This window comes from Candidatus Sulfotelmatobacter sp. (assembly GCA_035504415.1).
GTDB lineage: Bacteria > Vulcanimicrobiota > Vulcanimicrobiia > Vulcanimicrobiales > Vulcanimicrobiaceae > Vulcanimicrobium.
Genome location: DATJRY010000011.1, coordinates 45,935 through 66,821, shown reverse-complemented (window position 1 = coordinate 66,821; position 20,887 = coordinate 45,935). Strand labels below are relative to the sequence as shown.

At 71.8% G+C, this 20,887-nt stretch carries 23 protein-coding genes; 19 read left to right on the top strand and 4 right to left on the bottom strand.

Annotated features, from left to right (window positions below):
* The first annotated feature begins 16 nt into the window (after nt 1-16).
* From VMD91_06720 to VMD91_06660, 13 genes are all read left to right on the top strand, one after another.
* Nucleotides 17-1,546: an aspartyl protease family protein gene (locus tag VMD91_06720; protein HTW83739.1), complete on the top strand. Its 1,530-nt coding sequence runs from the start codon at nt 17-19 to the stop codon at nt 1,544-1,546.
* A gap of 72 nt (nt 1,547-1,618) precedes the next feature.
* Nucleotides 1,619-2,149: a hypothetical protein gene (locus VMD91_06715; GenBank protein ID HTW83738.1), complete on the top strand. Its 531-nt coding sequence runs from the start codon at nt 1,619-1,621 to the stop codon at nt 2,147-2,149.
* Nucleotides 2,146-2,868: a hypothetical protein gene (locus VMD91_06710; GenBank protein ID HTW83737.1), complete on the top strand. Its 723-nt coding sequence runs from the start codon at nt 2,146-2,148 to the stop codon at nt 2,866-2,868. Before VMD91_06715 ends, VMD91_06710 begins: the two co-directional genes overlap by 4 nt.
* Nucleotides 2,865-3,659 carry a FliM/FliN family flagellar motor C-terminal domain-containing protein gene (locus tag VMD91_06705; protein ID HTW83736.1) on the top strand — a complete coding sequence of 265 codons (795 nt, stop codon included), beginning with the start codon at nt 2,865-2,867 and terminating at the stop codon, nt 3,657-3,659. The genes VMD91_06710 and VMD91_06705 overlap by 4 nt, the downstream gene beginning before the upstream one ends.
* Before the next feature lie 2 nt (nt 3,660-3,661).
* Complete coding sequence (gene fliN, locus VMD91_06700) at nt 3,662-3,913, top strand: flagellar motor switch protein FliN (GenBank protein ID HTW83735.1); 252 nt, start codon at nt 3,662-3,664, stop codon at nt 3,911-3,913.
* A 30-nt stretch (nt 3,914-3,943) separates the two neighbouring features.
* On the top strand, nt 3,944-4,339 hold the full coding sequence (locus VMD91_06695; GenBank protein HTW83734.1) for a VOC family protein: 396 nt from the start codon (nt 3,944-3,946) through the stop codon (nt 4,337-4,339).
* A 56-nt stretch (nt 4,340-4,395) separates the two neighbouring features.
* Complete coding sequence (gene fliP, locus VMD91_06690; protein ID HTW83733.1) at nt 4,396-5,055, top strand: flagellar type III secretion system pore protein FliP; 660 nt, start codon at nt 4,396-4,398, stop codon at nt 5,053-5,055.
* Between the two features lie 117 nt (nt 5,056-5,172).
* Nucleotides 5,173-6,051 carry a methylenetetrahydrofolate reductase [NAD(P)H] gene (gene metF, locus VMD91_06685; protein HTW83732.1) on the top strand — a complete coding sequence of 293 codons (879 nt, stop codon included), beginning with the start codon at nt 5,173-5,175 and terminating at the stop codon, nt 6,049-6,051.
* A 60-nt stretch (nt 6,052-6,111) separates the two neighbouring features.
* Nucleotides 6,112-6,378: a flagellar biosynthetic protein FliQ gene (locus VMD91_06680; GenBank protein HTW83731.1), complete on the top strand. Its 267-nt coding sequence runs from the start codon at nt 6,112-6,114 to the stop codon at nt 6,376-6,378.
* Nucleotides 6,375-7,091 carry a flagellar biosynthetic protein FliR gene (locus VMD91_06675; GenBank protein ID HTW83730.1) on the top strand — a complete coding sequence of 239 codons (717 nt, stop codon included), beginning with the start codon at nt 6,375-6,377 and terminating at the stop codon, nt 7,089-7,091. Before VMD91_06680 ends, VMD91_06675 begins: the two co-directional genes overlap by 4 nt.
* Nucleotides 7,088-8,095 (top strand): EscU/YscU/HrcU family type III secretion system export apparatus switch protein, encoded by a 1,008-nt coding sequence (locus VMD91_06670; GenBank protein ID HTW83729.1) that lies wholly within the window; start codon nt 7,088-7,090, stop codon nt 8,093-8,095. Before VMD91_06675 ends, VMD91_06670 begins: the two co-directional genes overlap by 4 nt.
* Nucleotides 8,092-10,161 carry a flagellar biosynthesis protein FlhA gene (locus VMD91_06665; protein ID HTW83728.1) on the top strand — a complete coding sequence of 690 codons (2,070 nt, stop codon included), beginning with the start codon at nt 8,092-8,094 and terminating at the stop codon, nt 10,159-10,161. Before VMD91_06670 ends, VMD91_06665 begins: the two co-directional genes overlap by 4 nt.
* Nucleotides 10,162-10,248: 87 nt before the next feature.
* Nucleotides 10,249-10,542, top strand: coding sequence for a hypothetical protein (locus tag VMD91_06660; GenBank protein ID HTW83727.1), 294 nt, complete (start codon nt 10,249-10,251; stop codon nt 10,540-10,542).
* 168 nt (nt 10,543-10,710) lie between these two features.
* Here VMD91_06660 and VMD91_06655 read toward each other — a convergent pair whose 3' ends face one another.
* On the bottom strand, nt 10,711-12,120 hold the full coding sequence (locus VMD91_06655; protein ID HTW83726.1) for a radical SAM protein: 1,410 nt from the start codon (nt 12,118-12,120) through the stop codon (nt 10,711-10,713).
* A complete protein-coding gene (locus VMD91_06650; protein ID HTW83725.1) occupies nt 12,117-12,380 on the bottom strand; it encodes a DUF1843 domain-containing protein in 264 nt (87 codons plus the stop codon). Before VMD91_06650 ends, VMD91_06655 begins: the two co-directional genes overlap by 4 nt.
* Before the next feature lie 134 nt (nt 12,381-12,514).
* Here VMD91_06650 and VMD91_06645 point away from each other — a divergent pair, with 134 nt between their 5' ends.
* From VMD91_06645 to VMD91_06630, 4 genes are read left to right on the top strand one after another with little or no spacing between them, the layout of a single operon-like run.
* Nucleotides 12,515-13,288, top strand: coding sequence for a hypothetical protein (locus VMD91_06645; protein HTW83724.1), 774 nt, complete (start codon nt 12,515-12,517; stop codon nt 13,286-13,288).
* Nucleotides 13,289-13,297: 9 nt separating this feature from the next.
* Nucleotides 13,298-14,149, top strand: coding sequence for a heavy metal-binding domain-containing protein (locus VMD91_06640; protein HTW83723.1), 852 nt, complete (start codon nt 13,298-13,300; stop codon nt 14,147-14,149).
* Between the two features lie 4 nt (nt 14,150-14,153).
* A complete protein-coding gene (locus VMD91_06635; protein ID HTW83722.1) occupies nt 14,154-14,360 on the top strand; it encodes a hypothetical protein in 207 nt (68 codons plus the stop codon).
* 11 nt (nt 14,361-14,371) lie between these two features.
* The gene (locus VMD91_06630) at nt 14,372-15,568 is read left to right on the top strand and encodes a toxic anion resistance protein (protein ID HTW83721.1); all 1,197 of its coding nucleotides are present in this window, start codon (nt 14,372-14,374) and stop codon (nt 15,566-15,568) included.
* Between the two features lie 15 nt (nt 15,569-15,583).
* Here the strand turns inward: VMD91_06630 and VMD91_06625 are convergent, their stop codons facing one another.
* Entirely contained in the window at nt 15,584-15,913 is a 330-nt protein-coding gene (locus tag VMD91_06625) for a hypothetical protein (GenBank protein HTW83720.1), read from the bottom strand.
* A 62-nt stretch (nt 15,914-15,975) separates the two neighbouring features.
* Here VMD91_06625 and VMD91_06620 point away from each other — a divergent pair, with 62 nt between their 5' ends.
* A complete protein-coding gene (locus VMD91_06620) occupies nt 15,976-19,479 on the top strand; it encodes a TM0106 family RecB-like putative nuclease (protein ID HTW83719.1) in 3,504 nt (1,167 codons plus the stop codon).
* Nucleotides 19,476-20,705: an MFS transporter gene (locus VMD91_06615; protein HTW83718.1), complete on the top strand. Its 1,230-nt coding sequence runs from the start codon at nt 19,476-19,478 to the stop codon at nt 20,703-20,705. The genes VMD91_06620 and VMD91_06615 overlap by 4 nt, the downstream gene beginning before the upstream one ends.
* Here VMD91_06615 and VMD91_06610 read toward each other — a convergent pair.
* Nucleotides 20,678-20,845 (bottom strand): hypothetical protein, encoded by a 168-nt coding sequence (locus tag VMD91_06610; GenBank protein HTW83717.1) that lies wholly within the window; start codon nt 20,843-20,845, stop codon nt 20,678-20,680. The genes VMD91_06615 and VMD91_06610 overlap by 28 nt on opposite strands.
* Nucleotides 20,846-20,887: the final 42 nt, after the last annotated feature.

Sequence of the window (20,887 nt, the reverse complement as noted above, 5' to 3'; positions counted from 1 at the left end):
GGTCGCATTCCTCGCCGTGTTCGCGCTGCCCGCGAACGCATCGACTCCGCGCGACCCCGACGTGCCGGTGGCGACGATCCTGGCGGCCTACGACAACGCGACGCGCTCCGACGACGTCAAGACGTTCGTCGCCGACGGGACGCTCGCGGGCGAGGGACTGCAGGGCTCGTTCCACGTCGAGCGCGATCAGACCGACGAACGCGAGGACGACGTGCTCGGCCCGCGCCACGAGACGACGCTGCGGCTGGGGGACCGGCTGTTCGTGCGCAACGCGAACGGCAACGTGCGCGAGCTGCGCGGCTATCTGCACCGCCGCGCGCTGACCGAAGAGTTGCTCGACTCGGGCGACTTCGTCAAGCACCCCGAGCTGGCGCGCTTCGTCGGCTGGAGCACGTTCAACGGCAAGCGCGTGTGGCGGTTGGAGGTCGACGCGGTCGGCGGCGAGCCCGAGACGCTGTGGATCGATCCCGACAGCGGGTTGCCGGTGCGGCTCGAGTATCTCGACGGCGACGGTCCCTCGTACGTCGACTACGGCGATTGGCGCATGGTCGGCGCCAGCCGGATCCCGTTCCGGGCGGTGATGACCGACGGCGACCACCGTTTCGACACCGTGCAGCAGACGACGTCGGTGCAGATCGATCAGCCGGTGGATCGCAGCGCGTTCGTGCCGCTCGTCCCGCGCTTGCTCGAGAGCGACGGCGTGCACACCGTCCCGTTGATCCGGAGCAGCGACGGCCACTACGGGGTCACGGTCCGGATCGCGAACCGCGACTGGTTCTTCTTGCTGGACACCGGCGCGCAGTCGATCCTGGTCGACACGGCGGTGCTCAAGGCGGCCGGCGTCACCGGCGAGGGCGCGATGGAAGTGCGCGGCGCCGCGCGCAGCGGCGGTCTGCGCACCGCGACGCTGCCGTCGATCTCGATCGACGGCGCGACCATGAGCGACGTCATCGTCTCCTCGCTCGACATCGGCGCGAACTTGGGCGGGATGAAGATCGACGGCATCCTCGGCTATCCGTTCTTCGCGTCGGCAATCGTCGAGATGGACTTCGCGCACGGGCAGCTGCGCTTCGGCGCGCCGGGTTCGTTCGTGCCGACCGGCGCGCGCGTCGACCTCGACGTCGACCGCGAGCTGGCCGAGGCGAACTTCGTCGTCAACGGCCGGCTCGACGCGCCGTTCATCGTCGACACCGGCAACAGCGAGGACATGCTGCTCTACCGCCCGTTCCTCGACAAACACCCCGGCGTCGTGCCGACGACCGGCGCGGGCTCCTGGAACTACGGCATCGGCGGCTCGAACGCGATCTATCGCACCTCGCTCGACGAGCTGCAGATGGCGAGCTATCAGCTCTACCACCGGCCGGTCGACGTCGTGCTGGCGCAGACCGGCGCCTTCGCCGATCGCGTCGACGCCGGCAACGTCGGCTTGGGCGTGTTGCGCAACTTCGTGGCGACCTTCGACCTGGCCAACGCGTCGATGTACCTGACGCCCGGCGCGAGCTTCGACAGCGGCGTCGCCGGTCCGAGTGGCGCGACCTCGCGCTAGCGCGAATCGCTCACACACCGGCAACATCGTCGACACCGCCCGGCGTCATGCTCGCGGCGGAGGTTCGACCGTATGCCGCAGACCGTTCCGCTCTCGCTCGTCGCGACGCAGCTCGCGCTGACCGATCGCCGCGCGCTCTCCGAAGCCTGGTACAGCGCGTTGCGGCTGGCCGGCGGGGACGGGCGCGCGCCGCAGGCGTCCGTCCGCCGGGGCCGCCCCGACGCGCCGCCGCTGCCGCCGAGTCGGCTCGCCGGTGAGCCGGCGGCCCACGCCGCCGCCGCGCGCGCCGGGATCGTGCCGCCGCGGGCTCGCGTCCCGCAGCCGGAGCGGACCGCGCACCTCGCCGAGCGACGCGTGCCGCAGAGCGAGCTCGCGCGGCGGCTCCAGCGCGCGATCGCGCGGCGCGTGCGCCGCGGCTTGCCGGCCAGCTTCGCGGTGCGCACCGGCGAGGGTCGCGTCCACGTGCTGCTGCGTAGCGACGGAACGTGCACGCGCGTGGTGGCCGTGTGCGCGCCGCCGCTGCGAGCGCGGGTCGAGCGCGCGCTCGCGCAAGCGCGCTTCGCGTTGGCGGCGCGGGGCGTGCGGTGCGAGGTCGAGCCGTGATCGATCCGGCACCGTCCGAAGCGCTGGCGCGCATCGCCGCGCGCGTCCACGACTTGCGCGAGGCGTTCCGCCCCGGCGCGCAGCCGCTCGACGACGTGCGCGGTCCCGAGCGCACGTTGCCGGCCGCCGATCCGCTCAGCGTCGCGCTGCCCGAGCAGGCATGGCTGGTCGTCACCGATGCCGACGGAACGCGCGCCTACAGCCGCGCGGGGGCGTTGCACGTCGAGGACGGCGTGTTGCGCACCGCCGACGGCGCGGCGGTGCTCGGGTATCCGGGCGGCAGCGCCCGTGCCGCCGTTCCCGTTCCGTTGCGTCTGCCCGACACCGATCGTATCCTCGGCCGTACGACCGATGCGCAGGTCGGGCCGGACGGGACCTTCGCCTATACGCGCCTGGCGGTCGATCCGCGCACCGGCGTGCGCCGGCGCGAACGCGTCGTCCTCGGCCGCGTCGCGCTGGCGCGCTTCCCGGCCGGAACGCAGCCGCTGCGCCGCGAGGGCGCGCGCAGCGCCGCGCCGCCGGGCGTCGTCCCGCACCTGGGCACGCCCGGCGACGGCGGCTTCGCGGCGTTGGCACCGTATCGCCGCGGCGCCGGCAGCGTCGACCTGCTCGAAGGGGTCGCGAAGCTCGACGAGGCGTATCGCGCGTTCGAAGCGCTGGGTGCGGTCGTGCGCACGCGCGCCGGGCTGCAGAAGACCACGCTGGATCTGGTCAAGTGATCGCCGAGCTGGCGTTCACCGCGCCGACGCGCGGGGTGCGCCGCGCGCGCTTCGTCCGCCGCTGCTCGATCCCGCTCGAAGCCGCGTGCCTGGTCGCCAACGGCGTGCGCGAGACGTTGCGCGAGCTGTTCGGTGAGCGCTGCGAGCTCGAGCTCGGCGAGCCGGCCGCGCTCGACGCCGCGACCTGGACACAGCTGGCGCGCGAGGCGTGTCTATTTCTCATGCGCGGTCGCCAAACCGACGTCGTGCTGGTGTTGCCGCAGCGTGACGCGCGTCGGCTGGTTCGCCGCGCCTTCGGAGAGATCGAGGCGGCCCCGGACGAGGCCTGTTCGGCGCTCGAGCTGCACGCGCTCGAACGGATCGCCGGGCGCTGCGCGCCGGCCTGCGAGCCGCTCTGTGCGGAGCGGGTCGGCCCCCCGCGCGCGATCGCCGCGCACGAGGTCCCGGCCTGCGTCGCGTACGTCGACGTCCGGGTCGCGGCACCGGTCCCGTTGCTCCTCGGGGTCGGGATCGTCCGCGAGTTGCCCGACCCCGGGCCGAGCGGCGCGTTGACCGCCGACGCGCTCGCCTCGGTGACCGTGGAAGCGCGGATCGAGTTCGCGCGCGGGTCGTTGGACGCGGCGGACTTCGTGAAGATTCGGCCGGGTTCGATCGTGAAGCTGGACACCAAGGTCGGTGCTCCGGCATGCTTGAACATCGAAGGGCGACGTTGCGCCTTCGGGGAGCCAGGTAACCTCGGGGTGCGTGCGGCTTTCCTCGTCAACAGCGTCGTTTCGGGAGTCCCCTCGTGATCATGTCCGAGTCCGCCAAGAATCTCGATCTCCTCATGAACGTGCCGCTGAAGGTGACGGCGGAGCTTGGCACGTGCAAGATGCTGGTCCGGGACATCCTCAAGCTGGGGACGGGCTCGATCGTCGAGCTCGACCGCTTGGCCGGCGGACCCGTCGACCTGCTGGTCAACGACCGGCTCGTCGCCCGCGGCGAGGTCGTGGCGATCGACGACAACTTCGGCGTCCGCGTCACCGAGCTGATCGAAAAACCGTAAGCCCCGAGCCCCTCGGGTACGATGCCCGGCATGCGAGTGAAGCTGGGGCAGGTCGGCCACTTCGGGTTGGCCGTGCGCGATCCGGACGCCAGCGCGGCGTGGTGGACGGAGCATTTCGACCTCGAGGAGATCTTCCGGTTCGACCAGGGCGTGGCGATCAGTAACGACGCCGTCACGATCGCGCTGCACCGCGGCGTCCCCCATCCCGGAACGTTCGGTCACATGTCGTTCCATCTGCCGACCATGACGGCGCTGCACACGGCGCTCGACGCGCTTCGGGCAGGGGGCGTGAAGCTCGAGGATCCCGGCGACGAGATCGGCCCCGAAGGCCCCGGCTCGCCGCACCTGGGTTTGTGGTTCCACGATCCCGACGGGTACCGCTGGGAGCTCTCCGTTCAGAACGGCGCCAAGGAGAAGCATCGGTAACCGCGTCGTAACGCGGCGGACACGTCGCGTTCGCGTCGGCGGCGCACGATCGGCACATGGACGCCGTCTTGCAGATCGCGCACCACGCGCACAGCACGTTGCCGCTCGACGTGCTCGCGGCGCTGACGCTGCTCTCGGTCGCGCCGTTCGTGCTGGTGCTCTCGACCTCGTTCGTGCGAATCGTCGTCGTGCTTGGCATCGTGCGTTCGGCGCTCGGCGCGGCGACGCTGCCGCCCAACACCGTGCTGACCGGCCTGGCGCTGGTGCTGACCTGCGTCATCATGACGCCGACCTTCAGCGCGATCGAACGCGACGCGATCCGCCCGTACGCGGCCGGTCGTCTCACGCAATCGGCGTTCCTCGGGCGTGCCTCCTCGCCGCTGCGCGCGTTCATGCTGCGGCAAACGAAATCGCGCGATCTGGCGGTGTTCGCCGAGCTGGCGCGTCAACCGCACGCGACCCCGGCCGCGAACGTGCCGCTGACGGTGCTCATCCCGGCGTTCGTCGTGGGCGAGCTGCGCTCGGCGTTCGCCATCGGCGTCGCGCTCTATCTGCCGTTCGTCGCGATCGACCTGGCCGTCGCGGCGATTCTCATGGGCCTGGGCATGGTGATGCTCAGCCCGCCGGTGATCGCGCTGCCCTGCAAGCTGCTCCTGTTCGTGATGGTCGACGGCTGGGCGCTGGTCTGCACCGGCGTCGTCCAGAGCTTTCGCTGACAGAGGCGGACTGAGGACGGCGAACTGCGCTTCGTTGAATGTCCACGAAGGGTCGAATGCGACTCGTTGGACTCGGGTGTGCCGGAATCTTGGGCGGAACGGACAACGCCCGCTGGCGTGCGCATAGCCGAGAAGCTGGGGACCCGGCGGCCGTTTTTCTCGTTCGAGTTCTTTCCGCCGCGGGACGACGCGGCCGAAGACGCCCTGGCGGCGACGATCGCGGCCCTGCGGCCGCTCGACCCCGGCTTCGTCTCCATCACGTACGGGGCGGGCGGGTCGACCCGGGCGCGGACCGTCGACCTGGCCAAACGGCTGCGCGCCGAGAGCGGACTGGACGTCTTGGCGCACCTGACCTGCGTCGGGGCCTCGGTCGACGAGCTGCGGGGCGTGCTGGGCGATCTGCGTCGCGGGGGGATCGAGAACGTGCTCGCGCTGCGCGGCGATCCGCCGCGCGGCAGCACGACCTTCGTGCCGGCCGAGAACGGCCTGCGGACCAGCGCGGACCTGGTGACGCTGGTGAAGTCCGAGTTCGCGCTGTGCGTCGGGGGCGCGTGCTATCCGGAGAAGCACCCCGAGGCCGCCAGCCTGGACGCCGATCTGGCGGCGCTCTCGGCCAAGGTGCGCGCCGGGGCCGAGTTCCTGGTCACCCAGCTGTTCTTCGACAACGCGCGCTTTTTCGAGTTCGTCGAGCGCGCGCGGCAGTGGGGCATTCGCGTCCCAATCCTACCGGGAATCATGCCGATCACCAACTACGATCAGATCGACCGCTTCACGCGGCAGTGCGGCGCGACGATCCCGCCCAGCCTGCGCGCCGAGCTGGAAGCGCGCCGCGACGATCCGCAGGCCGTCATCGACCTCGGCGTCGCGTACGCGACGCTGCAAGTCGCCGATCTGCTGGCGCGCGGCGCCCCCGGCGCGCACTTCTACACGCTCAACCGCTCGCCCGCGACGCGCGCCGTCGTCTCGGCGGTCCTCGCCGCTCGGCGCGCCTGGTGACCGTAGCGCCGTAGCACCGCGGACACGCGGCGGTAACATCGCGCGTGTAGTCTGCGTCGCGTGGAGACGTTCGATGCGCTCTTGCGGGACGCGCTGGTGGTGACGGCGCTGCTGGTCTTGCCGGTGCTCGTCACCGCGACCGCCGTCGGCGCGACGGTCGCGGTGCTGCAGGCGGCGACGCAGGTTCAGGAACAGACGCTGACGCTGCTGCCGAAGGTCGTCGCGGTCGGCGTCGTGCTGGCGCTGTTCGGACGCTTCGGGCTCGGGCTGTGCGCGCAGCTGTTCAACGAGGTCGTGGCGCGCATGCCGCTGCTCGCCCGCGGATGACGCAGACCGGGCTGTTGGTGTTCGCACGCGCGGCCGGGATGGTGGCGCGCGCGCCGGCGTTCTCGCATCCGTCGGTGCCGCCGATGGTGCGGGCCGGGATGGCGTTCGCGCTGGCGCTGGTGGTCGCGCCGCACGTCGTGCCGGTCGGCCGGCTCGACTTGGCGGCGTTCACGCTGGCGATCGTCGGTGACTTCGCCCTCGGCGCGGCGATCGGGTTCGGCGCCTCGCTCCTGTACGACGCGGCCTACTTCGCGGGACGGACGATCGACGACTATCTCGGCGTGCACGGCAGCGTCCCCAACGCGAGCGTGACCAGCTCGCAAGCCTTCGGGCGCCTGTGGTCGTACGGCTTCCTGGCCGCGTTCGTCCTGCTCGACGGCTGGGTGCCGGTCGTCGACGCGTTCGCCGGATCGTTCGCGCACGTGCGCGCCGGAGCGATCGTCGCGCCGGATGCGTGGCTGCGCTTCGCGCTCGCGTTACCGGCGACGACGCTGCGTGCCGCCTTTGCCATCGCGGCGCCGGCGATCGCGATCGCCGCGGCGCTGCAGCTGGCGCTGGCGGCGGTGACGCGGGTTGTGCCGCGCCTGGCCAGCTTCACGCTGGCGTTTCCGGTCGTCTTCGGCGCCGCGTTGCTGGTCGCGGTCGTGTTGGTGCCGTTGCTCGCACCGCTCGGCGCGCGGCCGTGGCTCGTCGTCCCCTGGAGCGCGCCGTGAGCGATCGACAGCACGCGGCCACGCCCTCGCGCATCGCGCGCGCCAAGCGCGAGGGCAACGTCGCGCGCTCGTACGAGGTGAGCACGGTCGCCGCCTTCGCCGGCGCGACGCTGGCCGCCGCCGGCGCGGTTCCGCTCGCGGCGTCCGCGGTCGTCGCGGCGTTCGCGCACGCGGCTCGCGCGCCGCTCGGCGGTCCGCCACGGGCCCTGCTGGTCCTCGCGTGCGCCGCGATGACGCCGGCGCTGGCGGCTGCCGTTGCGGGCACCGGCGCCGGCGTTCTGCAGGGCGGCGGGCTGCACGTCACCGCGCCGCACCTCGACGTCAAACGGCTCTCGCCCGCGGCGGGGCTCAAACGGATGCTCGGCGCCGAGGCGGCGGTGGCCGGCGCCCGCGCGCTGGCCGCGCTCGCGCTGGCTTTGATCGCACTGGTGCCGCTGGTGCGCGAGGTGCTGGCGGCCGGAACGACGCTCGGCTCGCCCGCCGCGGGGGCCGCGCTGGTCGCCGGCGCGGCGTTGCGCGCGTGCGGAGCGGCGCTCTGCGTGGGCGCGGCGTTCGCGCTGGCCGACTATGCGCTAGTGCGGCGGCGCTGGCGCGCCGGCTTGCGCATGTCGGCCGACGAAGCGCGGCGCGACGCCAAGGAGAACGAAGGCGATCCGCACGCGCGGGCGCGCCGGAAGAGCGCGCACCGGGCCCTGGTGCGCGGCTCGATCTCGCGGGTCGCCGAGGCGTCGTTCGTGGTCGCCAATCCGACTCACGTGGCGGTCGCGCTGCGCTACGCGCCGCCGGCCGTCCCGGTGCCCGAGATCCTCGTGCGCGCGCTCGACGAGGTCGCGCTGCGCGTGCGTGCGCTCGCGCGGCAGCACGATATCCCGGTGATCGAAGACGTCGCCTTGGCGCGCCTCTTGTACCGTGCGGGCGAGAACGGCCGCCCGATTCCGCCGGACACGTACGTCGCGGTCGCGCAGATCGTCGCCGCACTCGCCCGCGCAGGGCTGCTGGCGTGAGCGCGCGGTTGACGACCGCCTTCGCGCTGGCGGTGCTGTGCGTCGTCGCGATCCTGGTCGTGCCGCTTCCGCCGCCGCTGCTCGACGTGCTGTTGGCGCTCAACGTGTTCGGCTCGGCGCTGGTGCTGCTGCTCGGCCTGCGGGTCGAGGAGCCGCTCGAGTTCTCGGCCTTCGCGCCCTCGCTGTTGCTGGCCACGCTCTTCCGGCTGGCGCTCGACGTCAGCGCGACCCGGCTGATCCTCACCCACGGGCACGAGCCCAACGGCGTCGGCGCGCTGATCCCCGCGTTCGGCGCGTTCGTGGTGAGCGGCAACGTCGTCGTCGGGCTGATCGTGTTCGCGATCCTGGTCACCATCCAGTTCGTCGTCATCGCGAGCGGCGCGCAGCGCGTCGCCGAAGTCTGCGCGCGCTTCACGCTCGACGCGATGCCGGGCAAGCAGATGGCGATCGACGCCGACCTGCACGCGGGCGTGCTCGACGCCGAGGGCGCGCGCCGCAAACGCGCCCGCGTCCAGCGCGAGGCCGATTTCTACGCGGCGATGGACGGCGCGGGGAAGTTCGTCAAGGGCGATGCGATCGCGGCGCTGGTCATCGTCGTGCTCAACCTGCTCGGCGGCGTGCTGGTCGGGGCCGTCTACCACGGGATGGCGCCGCTCGACGCGATCCAGACCTTCGCGATCCTCTCGATCGGCAACGCGCTGCTCACCACCTTGCCGGCCTTCTTGATCTCGACCGCGATGGGGCTGCTGGTGACGCGCGTCGCGGGCGAAGGCGCGCTCGGCGTCGATCTCGCCGCGCAGCTGCTCGCGCGCCCCGACGTGCTGCGCGTCGCGGCGCTGCTCGTGCTGGCGCTGGCCTTCGTGCCGGCCTTTCCGGCCGCGCTGTTCGCGACGCTGGGGCTGGTCGCGCTGGGCGGCGCGTCGCTGGCCGAGCGGGCGAAACGGCGCGCCGCCGGCGAGGAGGCCGCGGCGCGCGAGCGCGCGCGCCGCGAAGCGGTCCGGCGGCCGGAGACGGCTTTCGGGCTGGTCGGCGTCGACGCGCTGGCGATCGAAGTCGGCGCCGAGCTCTACCCGCTGCTCGCCGCTCCCAACGCCGAGGCGCTGCTCGACCGGGTCGGCGACGTGCGCCGCGCGCTGGCGGCGGAGATCGGCATCGTCATCCCCGGCGTGCGGCTGCGCGACGATCCGCTGCGCGATCCGCACACCTATGCGATTCGCGTGCGCGACCGGGTCGCGGGCGAAGGGACGGTTCGCCTCGATCGGCTCATCGCGGTCGGCGCGCCCGAAGCGCTGGCCCGGATCGCCGGTGAGCCGACCACCGAGCCGGTGTACGGATTGTCGGCTCGGTGGATCGCGCCGCCCGCGCGCGCGCAGGCGGAAGCGGCGGGTGCGCTCGCGTTCGACGCGATCTCGATCATCGGCTCGCACCTGGCGGAGCTGGCGCGCGCCTACGCCGCCGAGCTCGTCGGCCGCCAAGAGTTCCAGACGCTGCTCGAGTACCTGCGCGCTGCGGTGCCGACGCTGGTGAAGGACGTCGGCACCGACCTGCTCCCGGTCGGCCTCGCGCACCGCGCCTTTTGCCACCTGCTGCGCGAGCGCGCGTGGCCCCGCGATCCGATCGGCGTGTTCGAAGCGTTCGTCGACGCCGCGCCGGCCGCGCGCGATCCGCGCGAGCTGGCCGAGGCCGCGCGCCGGGTCGTGATCCCGCAGCAGTTGCGCCGCGACGGCGTGCGTGCCATCCGGCCGTTGATCCTGGCCCCCGCCTTCGAGGCGGAGCTGGCCAAGATGTGGTCGCCCGACGGTGGGCTCGCGCCCGATCCCGCGACCGCCCTGCACGTGCGCGAGCGCGTCGCCGCCTACCTGGCCGATCCGGCCGCCGCGCCGCACGCGATCGTCGTCACCGCGCCGCTACGTCCGCTGTTGGCCGAGTTTCTCGCGCGAACCGCGCCAGGCGTCGCCGTCTACGCGTTCGCCGAGTTGCCGACCGACGTGCGCTTGACGCCGGCCGGCGTGCTCGACGCGTCCGCCGTACCCACGACCGGGCCGCGCGCGCTCGCGCCGGTATGACGTGGATCGCACCCGCTGCCGCCGTAAGCGCTTCGTTAGTCCCAGCGGTTACGATCGTGCGGCCGGGTGCGTTGTAGAGAAAGAGCGATGACGCGAGAACTGCCGCAAGAATTGCCCCGCATCTGGCTGTCCGTCGACAGTCCGGACGCCGCCACCGATCTCGAAGCCGCCGTCGGCGCGTTCTTGGCGCGCCGCGATCGCAGCAAAGAGCTGGTGATCGATTTGCACGGCGAGCATCTGCCGACGGCAATCGTCTCCGCGCTGATCGCCAGTCTGCGCCGGCTGCGCGAGGTCGGCGGCGCGATCGCGATCAACGCGACGACGCAGGCCTTGCGCGACGCGCTGGCCCTGTACGGCCTGGACCGCGTCTTCGCTCGCTGATCGCTCTCGCCCAGGCACGCGCGTAAGCGCCGCGTAGGCGGCGTCCCGTACGCTCGAAGGACCGGGGCGATGAAACCACGGCCGCGACGCTAGGACTGCGGCGCCGCGACCGTCGTTTCGTCGAGCCTGGAACGCCGCCGCGGACCGCAAGGCCGCGGCGGCGGCGCCTCAGCTTTGGAGGACGGCACGCAGCGCGGCTGCCGCGCGGCGCGCCGCGTCGAGGTCGTCCTCGTGCTGCCGCGCGGCCGCGGCGACGTCGCCGGCGCAGAACGGACAGGTCGTCGTGCCGGCGAAGACGTGGCGGCGGCACCCGTAGCAGACGATCAGCGTGTCCCGCTCGGCGGCCGGATCGCGCGGCGTGCGGTCGACGGCGTCGGCGTCACACGGTTGCCCCGCGCTGGTCTCGAGCACGAGCGCGAACGCGCCGTGGTCGAACGAGGTGCCGGGTGCGGACCGCGTCTGCTCGATGCGCTCGCGCAACCCTTGCCGGTCGAGCTCGAGCGCACGATGGTGACAGAACGGGTTGTCACCGGGCTGCTCGAACAGGCTGTGCGCCATCCACGTGCAGCCGCCGCGGCAGACGTCGGTGTAGTAGCAGCTGCGGCAGAAGCCCCGCTGCTCGACCCGCCGTTCGCGCGCGAACGAGAGCTCCGGGGTCTCCCACCAGATCGCCGTGAGGTCCAGCTCGCGCACGTTGCCGCCGACGTACGACGCCGTCGGCAGCGAAGGACAGCCCTTGATCGCGCCGTCGGCCTCGATCCCCATCGTGTTGTCGCCGGCCAGGCACCCGCCGTAGTGCTCGGTCTCGACGCCGTAGCCGCGCAGCATCCCTTCGTGCGGACCGAAGTAGCCGATGTTGTTGCCGATCTGCACCAGCACGCCGCGCTCGCGTGCGCGCCGGAACAGCGCGGCGATCTGCGGCATGACCGCCAGCATCTGATAGGGCTGCAGGATCAGCTGCGGGTGGTCGCTGGCGCGCCCCATCGGGACGGTGAGCTGCAGTTGCCAGTGCGTCGCGCCGCTCGCGACGATCACCTCGAGCAGCGCCTCGAGCTGGTCGAGCACCGGCGCGGAGATCTGCGTGTTGACGCTGGTGCGCACGCCGCTCGCGCTCAGCCGCCGTAACGCCCCGACCGCGGCGTCGAACGAGCCGGGGACACCGCGCAGCTGGTCGTGCAGCGGTCGCAGCCCGTCGAGCGAGATGCCGGCCGAGGTCAATCCGGCCGCGACCGCATCGGCGATGCGCTCGTCGGTCAGGTTACGCCCGCCGCTCTGCAGCGTGCACTGCATCCCGGCCGCGGTGACGGCGGCGATGATCGCGGCGAAGTCGCGCCGCAGGTACGCCTCGCCGCCGATCAGCGTCACCTCGCGCGTCCCCAGCGCCGCCAGCGCGTCGACGACCTCGAGGCACTCCTGGGTGGAGAGCTCGTCGGGGCGGCGCGCGCCGGCGCGGGAGCCGCAGTGGCCGCACTTGAGGTCGCAGGCCAGCGTGATCTCCCAGACGACGTGGACGGGATGGTGCGCGGTACGGTCGAGCTCGGTCAGGAACCGGTTCGGCCGCAGCGCGCCCGCGCTCACGAGCTCTGCTGCGCGGCTTCGGCCTTGGCGATCGCGTCTTCGAGCGTCTTGAGGGCGGCCGCGACGTCGGCGACCTGATCGGGGGTGCATGCAACGAACTCGACGCTGCCCGTACCCTGAGCGCCGCCGAAGTTCAGCGTTTCACCGCCGCACCGGGCGATGGCGATGCGCGCCGCGTTGGCGGTCGCCTGCATTTGAGCGAGGTCACCGCTCTGGGCGGCTTGGGTGATGGCGGGGCCGTACGGCGGAATGGGACCCATGCTGCGTCAACTCCCTCGGAACGCGTGCTGGCGAGCGCGCCGAGACAGTCGGCCGCCCGCGCGATGGAATGGTAGCAGGCCGGGACGGCCCGAGCAAGCGGCTTCGGCTGCAACATCGGGAAGGGCCGCTGGTAATGCGCGACGTGGACGGCTTGCCGGCGGAGGCCGAGACCTTGGTGGCGCGGATCGAGGGTCTGCTGGCCCAGGCCGAGCCGCTGCTGGCGCAGGGCGGCGCCGACGAGGCGGCCTACGCGCTGCGCGAGACCGAGCGCCGCTATCTCCCCGACACCCTGCGGGCATACACGGACATCCCGCCGGCGCGGCGCGACGCGACCGCGCAGGCGATGCTGGTCGACCAGCTGCGGCTGCTCGAGCGAGCGACGGCGCAGCGGCTGGCGACGCTCAGCGAGAGCGCGGAAACACAGCTCTCGGCCAACGGCGCGTTCCTCACCGAGCGCTTCGGCGCGCTCGAGACGTTGCCGGACGCGTCGGCCGTCGAGGCGGTCGCCGCCGGCACCGCGCCGCCGGCGATCCTGGTCCGGCGGATGTTCGACCGCTTGCAGGCCGACGCCGGCTCGAGTCCGGTCGCGCTCATCGAGAACGTCGCCGGCGAGGTCGCGCGGCGCTTCCCGGCGATCGTCTCCGTCCACCGGAGCGGCTTCCTCGGGCGCGGTCCGGTCGACGCGGTCGCGCTCGACGTCCCGCGTCGCGACGACATGCTGCGCTACGCGCTCGCCCGGACCGCCTACGGCGGCGTCGAGGCGACCGTCACCCGATTCTTGCGCGGCATCAAGAACAAGACCGTCACCGCCGAGGTCGGCGAGTGGATCGCGGGCCTGATGCAAGATCTCAGCGACTACGCCGAGCGCGATCGCAGCGCGCGCGAAACGCTCACCCGCTTCTTTTAGGGAGACACGATGGGTTTCTTCGGACGCAACCAGCAGCAGCAGTCGACCGTGCGCACCACGCAGGGCGGCGTCCCGCTCGACGCGATCTCGCGCCTGCGGCGCATGCGCGGCGAGGGCGGTCAGCCGCTGTTCACCAGCGACCTGTCCGTCTCGGAGTTCGTGCTGCTCGAGCAGATGGGGTGGAGCGCGCTGGGTCTGGTGCTGGGCAGCTCGATCTATCACGTCGGCATCCAGTACGCGAACTTCTACCAGAACCAGGAGCTCGAGTACCTGACCGCCGCGCTGTACGAGGCGCGCGAGTTGGCGATGACGCGCATGGAAGAAGAGGCGGACGTGCTCGGCGCCGACGGCGTCGTCGGCGTGCGGCTCGAGGTCGGCGGCTATGCCTGGGCCGAGAACGCGCTCGAGTTCACCGCCATCGGCACCGCCGTCAAAGGACCGGCGTCCGAGAAGCCGTGGCGCACGCGCGACAACAAGCCCTTCACCTCGGACTTCAGCGTGCAGGACTTCTACAAGCTGGTCACCTCGACGGGCTATGTCCCGCGCGAGCTGGTGCTGGGCAACTGCGTCTACCACATCGCGCACCAGGGCTTCGCCCAAGCGATGCGCACGCTGGGCAACAACATCGAGCTGCAGAACTACACCGAGGCGATCTACGACGCGCGCGAGCTGGCGATGGGGCGGATGCAGGGCGAGGCGGAGTCGCACGGTGCCGACGGCATCATCGGCATGCAAATCGTCGAGAAGACGCACATCTGGAGCCCGCACGTCATCGAGTTCATGGCCATCGGCACCTCGGTCGAGAAGCGCGGCGAGCCCAAGACCGTCCCGCTGACCTTCCAAGTCGGGTTGAACGACTAGCGCCATGTCGTGGCTGGGGGACTTGTTCGGCGGGCTGATCGGCGACGCGCTGGCGGAGCGCGGAGCCGAGGGCGCGGTCGAGGGGGTCCTCGGGATGTTCGGCATGGGCGGCGAGGGCGAGGGACGCGGCAGCGAAGGATACGACATGACCAGCACGTACGACCGCGTCTTGGGCGGGCAGCGCAAGATCCTGAACGTCAACGACCAGTAGAGGAGCGGTTCTTGTCCGACGACGCGTTGCAGCCCCCGATGCTCACGGCGCCCGAGCCCGTCGCGGCGGTCGCGCCGGCCGACGCCATCGGCAAGGTGCCGGTGCCGACCGACGAGCGCGCCACGCTCGACGCGCAGGCGCAGGAGATCGCGCGCGAGGTCGCGCGGCTCGATCCGCGCAGCGCCGCGTATCGCGCGCAGCTGCAATCGCTCGAGTCGCTGGCGAACGCCGACATCGCGCGCTCCGCCAACGTCTCGAACCGGCTGATCGATCGGCCGACCCGCGCGATGGCGACGCTGGCGGAAGGCTCGCCGGTCGCCAAGACGCTGCTCGACTTGCGCGGCACCGTCGAGAAGCTCGACCCCTCGGCCCGCGGCGACCTGTTCGGCGCCAAGAAGCTGCTCGGCGTCATCCCGTTCGGCAACAAGCTGCGCGACTATTTCCGCGGCTACGAGTCCTCGCAGACGCACCTCAACGCGATCATCGAGAGCCTGCGCCACGGCAAGGACGAGCTGCTGCGCGACAACGCCTCGATCGAGACCGAGAAGGCGACGATGTGGTCGCTGATGGGCGAGCTGGAGAAGGCGGGCTACCTGGCGCGCGCGATCGGCGACGCGGTCGACCAGGAAGTCGCGGCGCTGCAGGCGAGCGATCCCGAACGCGCCCGCGCGCTGCAAGAAGAGATCCTGTTCACCGCGCGCCAGAAGCAGCAGGACATCGCGACGCAGCTGGCCGTCAACGTCCAGGGCTACATGGCGCTCGACCTGATCAAGCGCAACAACGCCGAGCTGGTCAAAGGCGTCGACCGCGCGACGACGACGACCGTCGCGGCGCTGCGCACCGCGGTCATCACCGCCCAAGCCGTCGCCAACCAGAAGCTCGTGCTCGACCAGATCAGCGCCCTCCAGTCGACGACCTCGAACCTGATCGTCTCGACCTCGCAGATGCTCAAGACCAATGCCGGGCGCATTCAAGAGGGCGCGACCAACGCGACCATCGACGTCGAGAAGCTCAAAGAGGCGTTCGCCAACGTGCGGGCGACGATCGACTCGATGAGCGACTACCGCATTCGCGCGCTCTCCTCGATGGAAAAGACGGTCGACGCCTTGGGCGACGAGGTCGGCAAGGCCAAGGAGTACCTGGCGACGCGGCGCGAGCTGACCGAGCTGCCTGCCGCGGAGAGCGGGCCGGGAGCGTTGCCGTCCTAGCCCGCGTGCCGGCGCTCAGGCCATGTCGTTGACGTCGCGCAGCACGTCGTGCCGGACGTCGAACGAGATCCAAGCGCCGCGCATCGAGCGCAGGCGCTCGTACTGACCGTGCGAGATCTCGAAGATGCGCGAACGGCCGTCGGCGAAACGAACGCGCGCCGCGACGGGGGAGACGTTGACGAGCTTGCCGGACGCGTTCGTCAGGTTCACGTGCCAGGCGGGATCGGCGTGCACGGGCGCGTAACCGTAGGCGCCCATGCTCATGCTCTGCGCGAGTGCCGGCGCGGCCAGCAACGGAACGAGCGCGGCGACGGCGGCGGAGCGAAACAGCGTGGTGGGTGTCATGGAACGAGAATACCTCCGTTGCGCGAGTACCCGACGGAGGCGCGCGACGCACGCAGCGGTCGGTGAGCGAACTCGGCAACGTCGCCGTCCCGACACCACCGTCGGGCGACGAGGCGGCCACCCCGCTGGCACTCGTCCCTGCTACGCTCGCCGCGTGGCCCGCCCGGAACACGCCCGTGCTGCTGGCTGATCAGCGGCTCCTCTACGCGGCGACCGACCTCAACGACTTTCTCGCCTGCGAGCATCGCGTGGCCTTGAACCGTCGCGCCCGCGCCGCCGGCGCCGCCCCGCCGGCCGACGACCCGACGCTCGAGATCATCGCGCGCAAAGGGGAGCAGCACGAGCATGCGGTGCTGCGGCGGCTCGAGAACGCCGGGGTCGAGGTCGCGCGCATCGCCGAGGGAGACGGCAGCGGTGACGCGTTGCGGCTGGCGGCCGAAGGGACGCGCGCCGCGATGCGCGCGGGCGCGCCGGTCATTTATCAGGCGACGCTGACCGACGGCCGCTGGCTCGGACGCGCGGATTTCCTGTACCGCACGGACGTTCCGAGCGACCTGGGTTCGTGGTCGTACGACGTCGGCGACGCCAAGCTCGCCGTCCGCGAGAAGGCGGCCTTCGTCGTGCAGCTGTGCGTGTACGCCGACTTGGTGGCGAGCATCCAAGGCACGCTGCCGCGCACGATTCGCGCCTTGTTCGGCGACGGACACGACACGGCGTATCCGACGGCCCGCTTCGTCGCCTACGTGCGCGCGGCCCGGGCGCGCTTCGAAGCGGCGGTCGCGGGTCTCGATCCCGACGTGGTTCCCGATCGTCTCACGGCGTGCGCCACGTGCGCGTGGTCGGCCGTGTGCGATGGCGCACGACGCGCCGAGGACCACCTCTCGCTGGTCGCGCGCATCCGCCGCGCGCAGGTCGAGCGACTGCGCGAGGCCGCGATCCCCACGCTGACGGCGCTGGCGAGCGCGGGCGTCGCGGAGCGCCCGGCGCGGATGGCCGCCGCGACGTTCCTCAAGCTCCAGCGCCAGGCGACGCTGCAGCGCGCGCAGCGGGTCACGGGCCGGCCTTCGTACGAGCTGCTGACACCAACGGAGGGCGGCGGCTTCGCCCTCTTGCCGCCGCCGACCGACGCAGACGTGTACTTCGACATGGAGGGCGACCCGCTCTACGAGCCGGGCGTCGGCCTGGAGTACTTGTTCGGCGCGTACGTCGACGGTCCCGACGGCGGCTACCGCCACTTCTGGGGACATACGCGCGACGACGAGCGGCGGGCGTTCGAGGCGTTCGTCGACTGGCTGACCGCGTATCGCCTCGCTCATCCGGGTGCCCACGTCTACCATTACGCGTCGTACGAGAAGTCGGCGCTGCGCAACCTCGCGATGCGGCACGGTACGCGCGAAGACGAGGTCGACGAGCTGCTCCGCGCGCAAGCGCTGGTCGATCTGTTCGCCGTCGTCGGCGGCGCACTCGCGCAGTCGGGCGAGAGCTACTCGATCAAGACGCTCGAGCCGCTCTACGGGTTCGTGCGCCGTGCCGACGTCCGCAAGGGGGACGACTCGATCGTCGCCTTCGAGCGGTATCTGACCGAGCGCGACGACGCCACGCGCGACGACATCATCGCCTACAATCGTGAAGACTGCGTCTCGACGCACGCGCTTCACCGCTGGCTGCTGCGTCTGCGCCAGGAAGCCGAGGCGCGATTCGGCGTCCCGATCGCCTACCGAGCCGTCGTCGACCCGAGGCAGCCGACCGACGAGGAGCGCCGTGCCGCGGCGGAGCGGACCGCGCTGCAGGCGGCGCTCGAAGCGAACGCACCGGCCGACGATCCGCGCCGCACGCTGGCCCATCTGCTCGGCTACCATCGCCGCGAGGCCAAGCCGGTCCAGTGGGCCGTCTACGAGCGCTCGGAGCGCGACGACGCGTTCGACTTCGTGGCCGACGACACGGAGGCGCTCGGCGGCCTCGAGCTCTGCGCGAAGGTTCCGCCCCGGCGCGATCCCGACAAGCCGAAGGCGAAGAACCTCATCTACACCTACCGCTTTCCGCCGCAGCAGCACAAGCTCGGCCGCAAGCCGGTCGACGTGCGCACGCGCAAGTCGCCCGGCGAGATCGTGCGCATCGACGACGAAGACGGGCTGCTGGAGCTCAAGCGCGCCGAGCAGTCGCCCCACCCGCGCGCGCTCGGACCAGGATGGCCGCTCGAGACCGACGAGCAGCAGGGGGCGCTGCGCCGCTTCGCCGCGGCCGTACTCGACGGGAGTGCCGCGCGCGTCTACGGTGCCGCGTACGATCTGCTGCGTGGCGCGGCGCCGCGCTTGCGCGGGCGGCTTTTCGCCGGCGACGTCCAGCCCGCGGTGCGGCCCGGCGCGCAGGCCATCGACCCGGCCGACGTGACCGCGCTGGTGCGCGAGCTCGACGACTCGGTTCTGGCGGTCCAAGGGCCGCCCGGCAGCGGCAAGACCTATACCGGCGCGCACGTCATCGCCGATCTCCTCGCCGAGGGGAAGCGCGTCGGCGTCACCTCGACCGGACATCACGCGATCCACAACCTCTTGCACGAGGTCGAACGCGTCGTCGCCGCTCGCGACGCCTCGTTCCGCGGCGTGAAGAAGAGCGCCGCCGACAATCCGTTCGTCTCGCGGCTGGTCACGCCGTTCATCGCCTCCAGCACCGACAACGGCGCGTTCGGCGAGTACGACCTGGTTGCGGGAACGGCGTGGCTCTTCTCGCGCGCGGAGCTGGAGCGCGTCGACGTGCTGGTGATCGACGAGGCGGGGCAGGTGTCGCTCGCCGACGCGCTGGCGATGGCGACCGCCGCGCGATCGGTGGTGCTGCTCGGCGATCCGATGCAGCTGGCGCACGTCTCGGTCGCGACCCACCCGGATCGGACCGGAGTCTCGGTGCTCGCGCATCTGCTCGGTGAGGAGGCGACGGTCCCGCCCGATCGCGGGGTGTTCCTCGATCGCAGCTTCCGCATGGCGCCGCCGTTGTGCGGGTTCGTGTCCGACCTCTCGTACGACGGCCGGCTGACGCCGGCTCCAACCTGTGCGGCGCAGCGGATCGACACGCCGCGTTGGCGCGGCGCCGGTCTGCGCTACGTGCCCGTCGCGCACGCCGGGAACAGTCAGGCGTCGACCGAAGAGGCCGACGCGGTCGTCGCGCTGATGGACGAACTGGTGGGAAGCACCTTCACCGATTGCGCCGGACGAGACCGTCCGTTGACGGCCGCCGACGTCCTGGTGGTCTCGCCGTACAACCAGCAGGTCACCCTGCTGCGGCGCACGCTGACCGAGCGGTTCGGCGACGACGTTCGGGTCGGGACCGTCGACAAGTTCCAGGGTCAGGAAGCGCCGGTGGTCGTCTACTCGCTGGCCGCATCGAGTGCCGAGGACGCGCCGCGCGGCGCCGACTTCTTGCTCGAAGAGAATCGTTTCAACGTCGCGGTCTCGCGCGGCCGCGCGCTGGCCGTGCTGGTCTGCTCGCCGCGCATTCTGGCGACGCCGTGCACGTCGGTCGAGCAGCTGCGCGCGGCGGCGGCGTTCTGCACCTTCGTCGAGCGCGCGGGGTGACGCGCGCGGCGCCGCGCTGGTACTACGGCTGGACGATCGTCGCCGCGCTCGGCGTGACGACGATCGTCGCGTACGGGACGACCCAGTACCTCATCGGTTTGCTCGTCGACCCGCTCGTGCGCGAGCTGGGCTGGAGCCGCGCCGCGATCGGGGGTGCCTACTCCGGCACGATCCTGGTGGCCGGGCTGGTCGGAATCGGCATCGGTCGCGTGCTCGACCGGGTCGGTGCCCGGCTCGTGCTGTGCGCGGGCTCGCTGGTGACCGGTGCTTCGCTGCTGGCGCTGGCACAGGTGCGCACGCTGGCGCAATTCCAGCTCGTGTGGGCGCTCGGGCTCGGGGTGGGAACGGCGCTCACCTACTATCCGGTCTCGTTCACCGTCCTGGCCAACTGGTTCGCGGCGCGCCGCGTGCACGCGCTGGCGGTGCTGACGTTCTTCGGCGCGTTCTCCTCGACGATCTTCTATCCGCTCTCCGGTCTGCTGATCGCGGCCTACGGCTGGCGCATCGCGGTGACCGTCCTCGCGGCGATCCATCTGTGCATCGCGTTGCCGTTGCACGCGACGCTCGTACGCCGGCATCCGGAAGACCTCGGCCTCGTCCCCGACGGCCGCGCGCACGCCCGCGATGCCGGCCCGCAGAGCGGGATGGCGCTGCGCGCGGCGCTCACCACGCCGGCGTTCTGGTCCGTGACGGTCGCGCTGACGCTGGCGCTGGGCGCCAGCTCAGCGGTCCTGGTGCAGCATGTCGCGTACCTCATCGACCGCGGGTACGCGCCGGCCGGCGCGGCGTCGCTGGTCGGGTTGTTCGGCGTCGCGTATCTGCCCGGGCGTTCGCTGGTCGCGTACGCGGCCGGCAGGGTGCCGCGCTTGCAGCAGATGGCGATCGCGTTCCTGTTGCAGGCGGCCGGCCTGGCGGTGCTGATCGCGAGCAGCGCGACGATCGCGGTGCTCGCGTACGTGCTGGCGTTCGGTGCCGCGTACGGGGCGCTCTCGCCGCTGCGCGGTGAGGTGATCGCCGACCTGTTCGGGCGACGCGCGTACGGCGCGATCATCGCCGTGCACGGCGTGCCGATCGCGCTGCTCGGCGCGCTCGGGCCGCTGCTCGTCGGTCGCGCCGTCGACCGCTTCGGCTACCCCGTCGCGTTCGGCTGCTGCATCGCGGCCTTCGTGTGCGCGGCCGCGATCGTCGTGCTTCCCGCTCACGGATATCTGAGGAATCGGAAGTAGAACGCCGCGAACACCAAGACGATGCCGATGTTCACGATCAGGCGTTCGGTGAAGCGGTCGCGGAAGAACGCGAAATCGACACCGATGATGATCGCTGCCATCGCGACCACGTAGACGACGACGAGTACCTGTTTGTTCATTGCGCCCCTCGCACGAAGCGTGCCGGTAGCCCAGGATATGCT

Coding starts and splice junctions, on each gene's coding strand:
- VMD91_06715 (HTW83738.1), top strand. CDS start 1,619: ATGCCGCAGACCGTTCCGCTCTCGCTCGTCGCGACGCAGCTCGCGCTG.
- VMD91_06625 (HTW83720.1), bottom strand. CDS start 15,913: ATGACACCCACCACGCTGTTTCGCTCCGCCGCCGTCGCCGCGCTCGTT.
- fliP (HTW83733.1), top strand. CDS start 4,396: ATGGACGCCGTCTTGCAGATCGCGCACCACGCGCACAGCACGTTGCCG.
- VMD91_06650 (HTW83725.1), bottom strand. CDS start 12,380: ATGGGTCCCATTCCGCCGTACGGCCCCGCCATCACCCAAGCCGCCCAG.
- VMD91_06675 (HTW83730.1), top strand. CDS start 6,375: ATGACGCAGACCGGGCTGTTGGTGTTCGCACGCGCGGCCGGGATGGTG.
- VMD91_06640 (HTW83723.1), top strand. CDS start 13,298: ATGGGTTTCTTCGGACGCAACCAGCAGCAGCAGTCGACCGTGCGCACC.
- VMD91_06610 (HTW83717.1), bottom strand. CDS start 20,845: ATGAACAAACAGGTACTCGTCGTCGTCTACGTGGTCGCGATGGCAGCG.
- VMD91_06645 (HTW83724.1), top strand. CDS start 12,515: ATGCGCGACGTGGACGGCTTGCCGGCGGAGGCCGAGACCTTGGTGGCG.
- VMD91_06695 (HTW83734.1), top strand. CDS start 3,944: ATGCGAGTGAAGCTGGGGCAGGTCGGCCACTTCGGGTTGGCCGTGCGC.
- fliN (HTW83735.1), top strand. CDS start 3,662: ATGTCCGAGTCCGCCAAGAATCTCGATCTCCTCATGAACGTGCCGCTG.
- VMD91_06660 (HTW83727.1), top strand. CDS start 10,249: ATGACGCGAGAACTGCCGCAAGAATTGCCCCGCATCTGGCTGTCCGTC.
- VMD91_06635 (HTW83722.1), top strand. CDS start 14,154: ATGTCGTGGCTGGGGGACTTGTTCGGCGGGCTGATCGGCGACGCGCTG.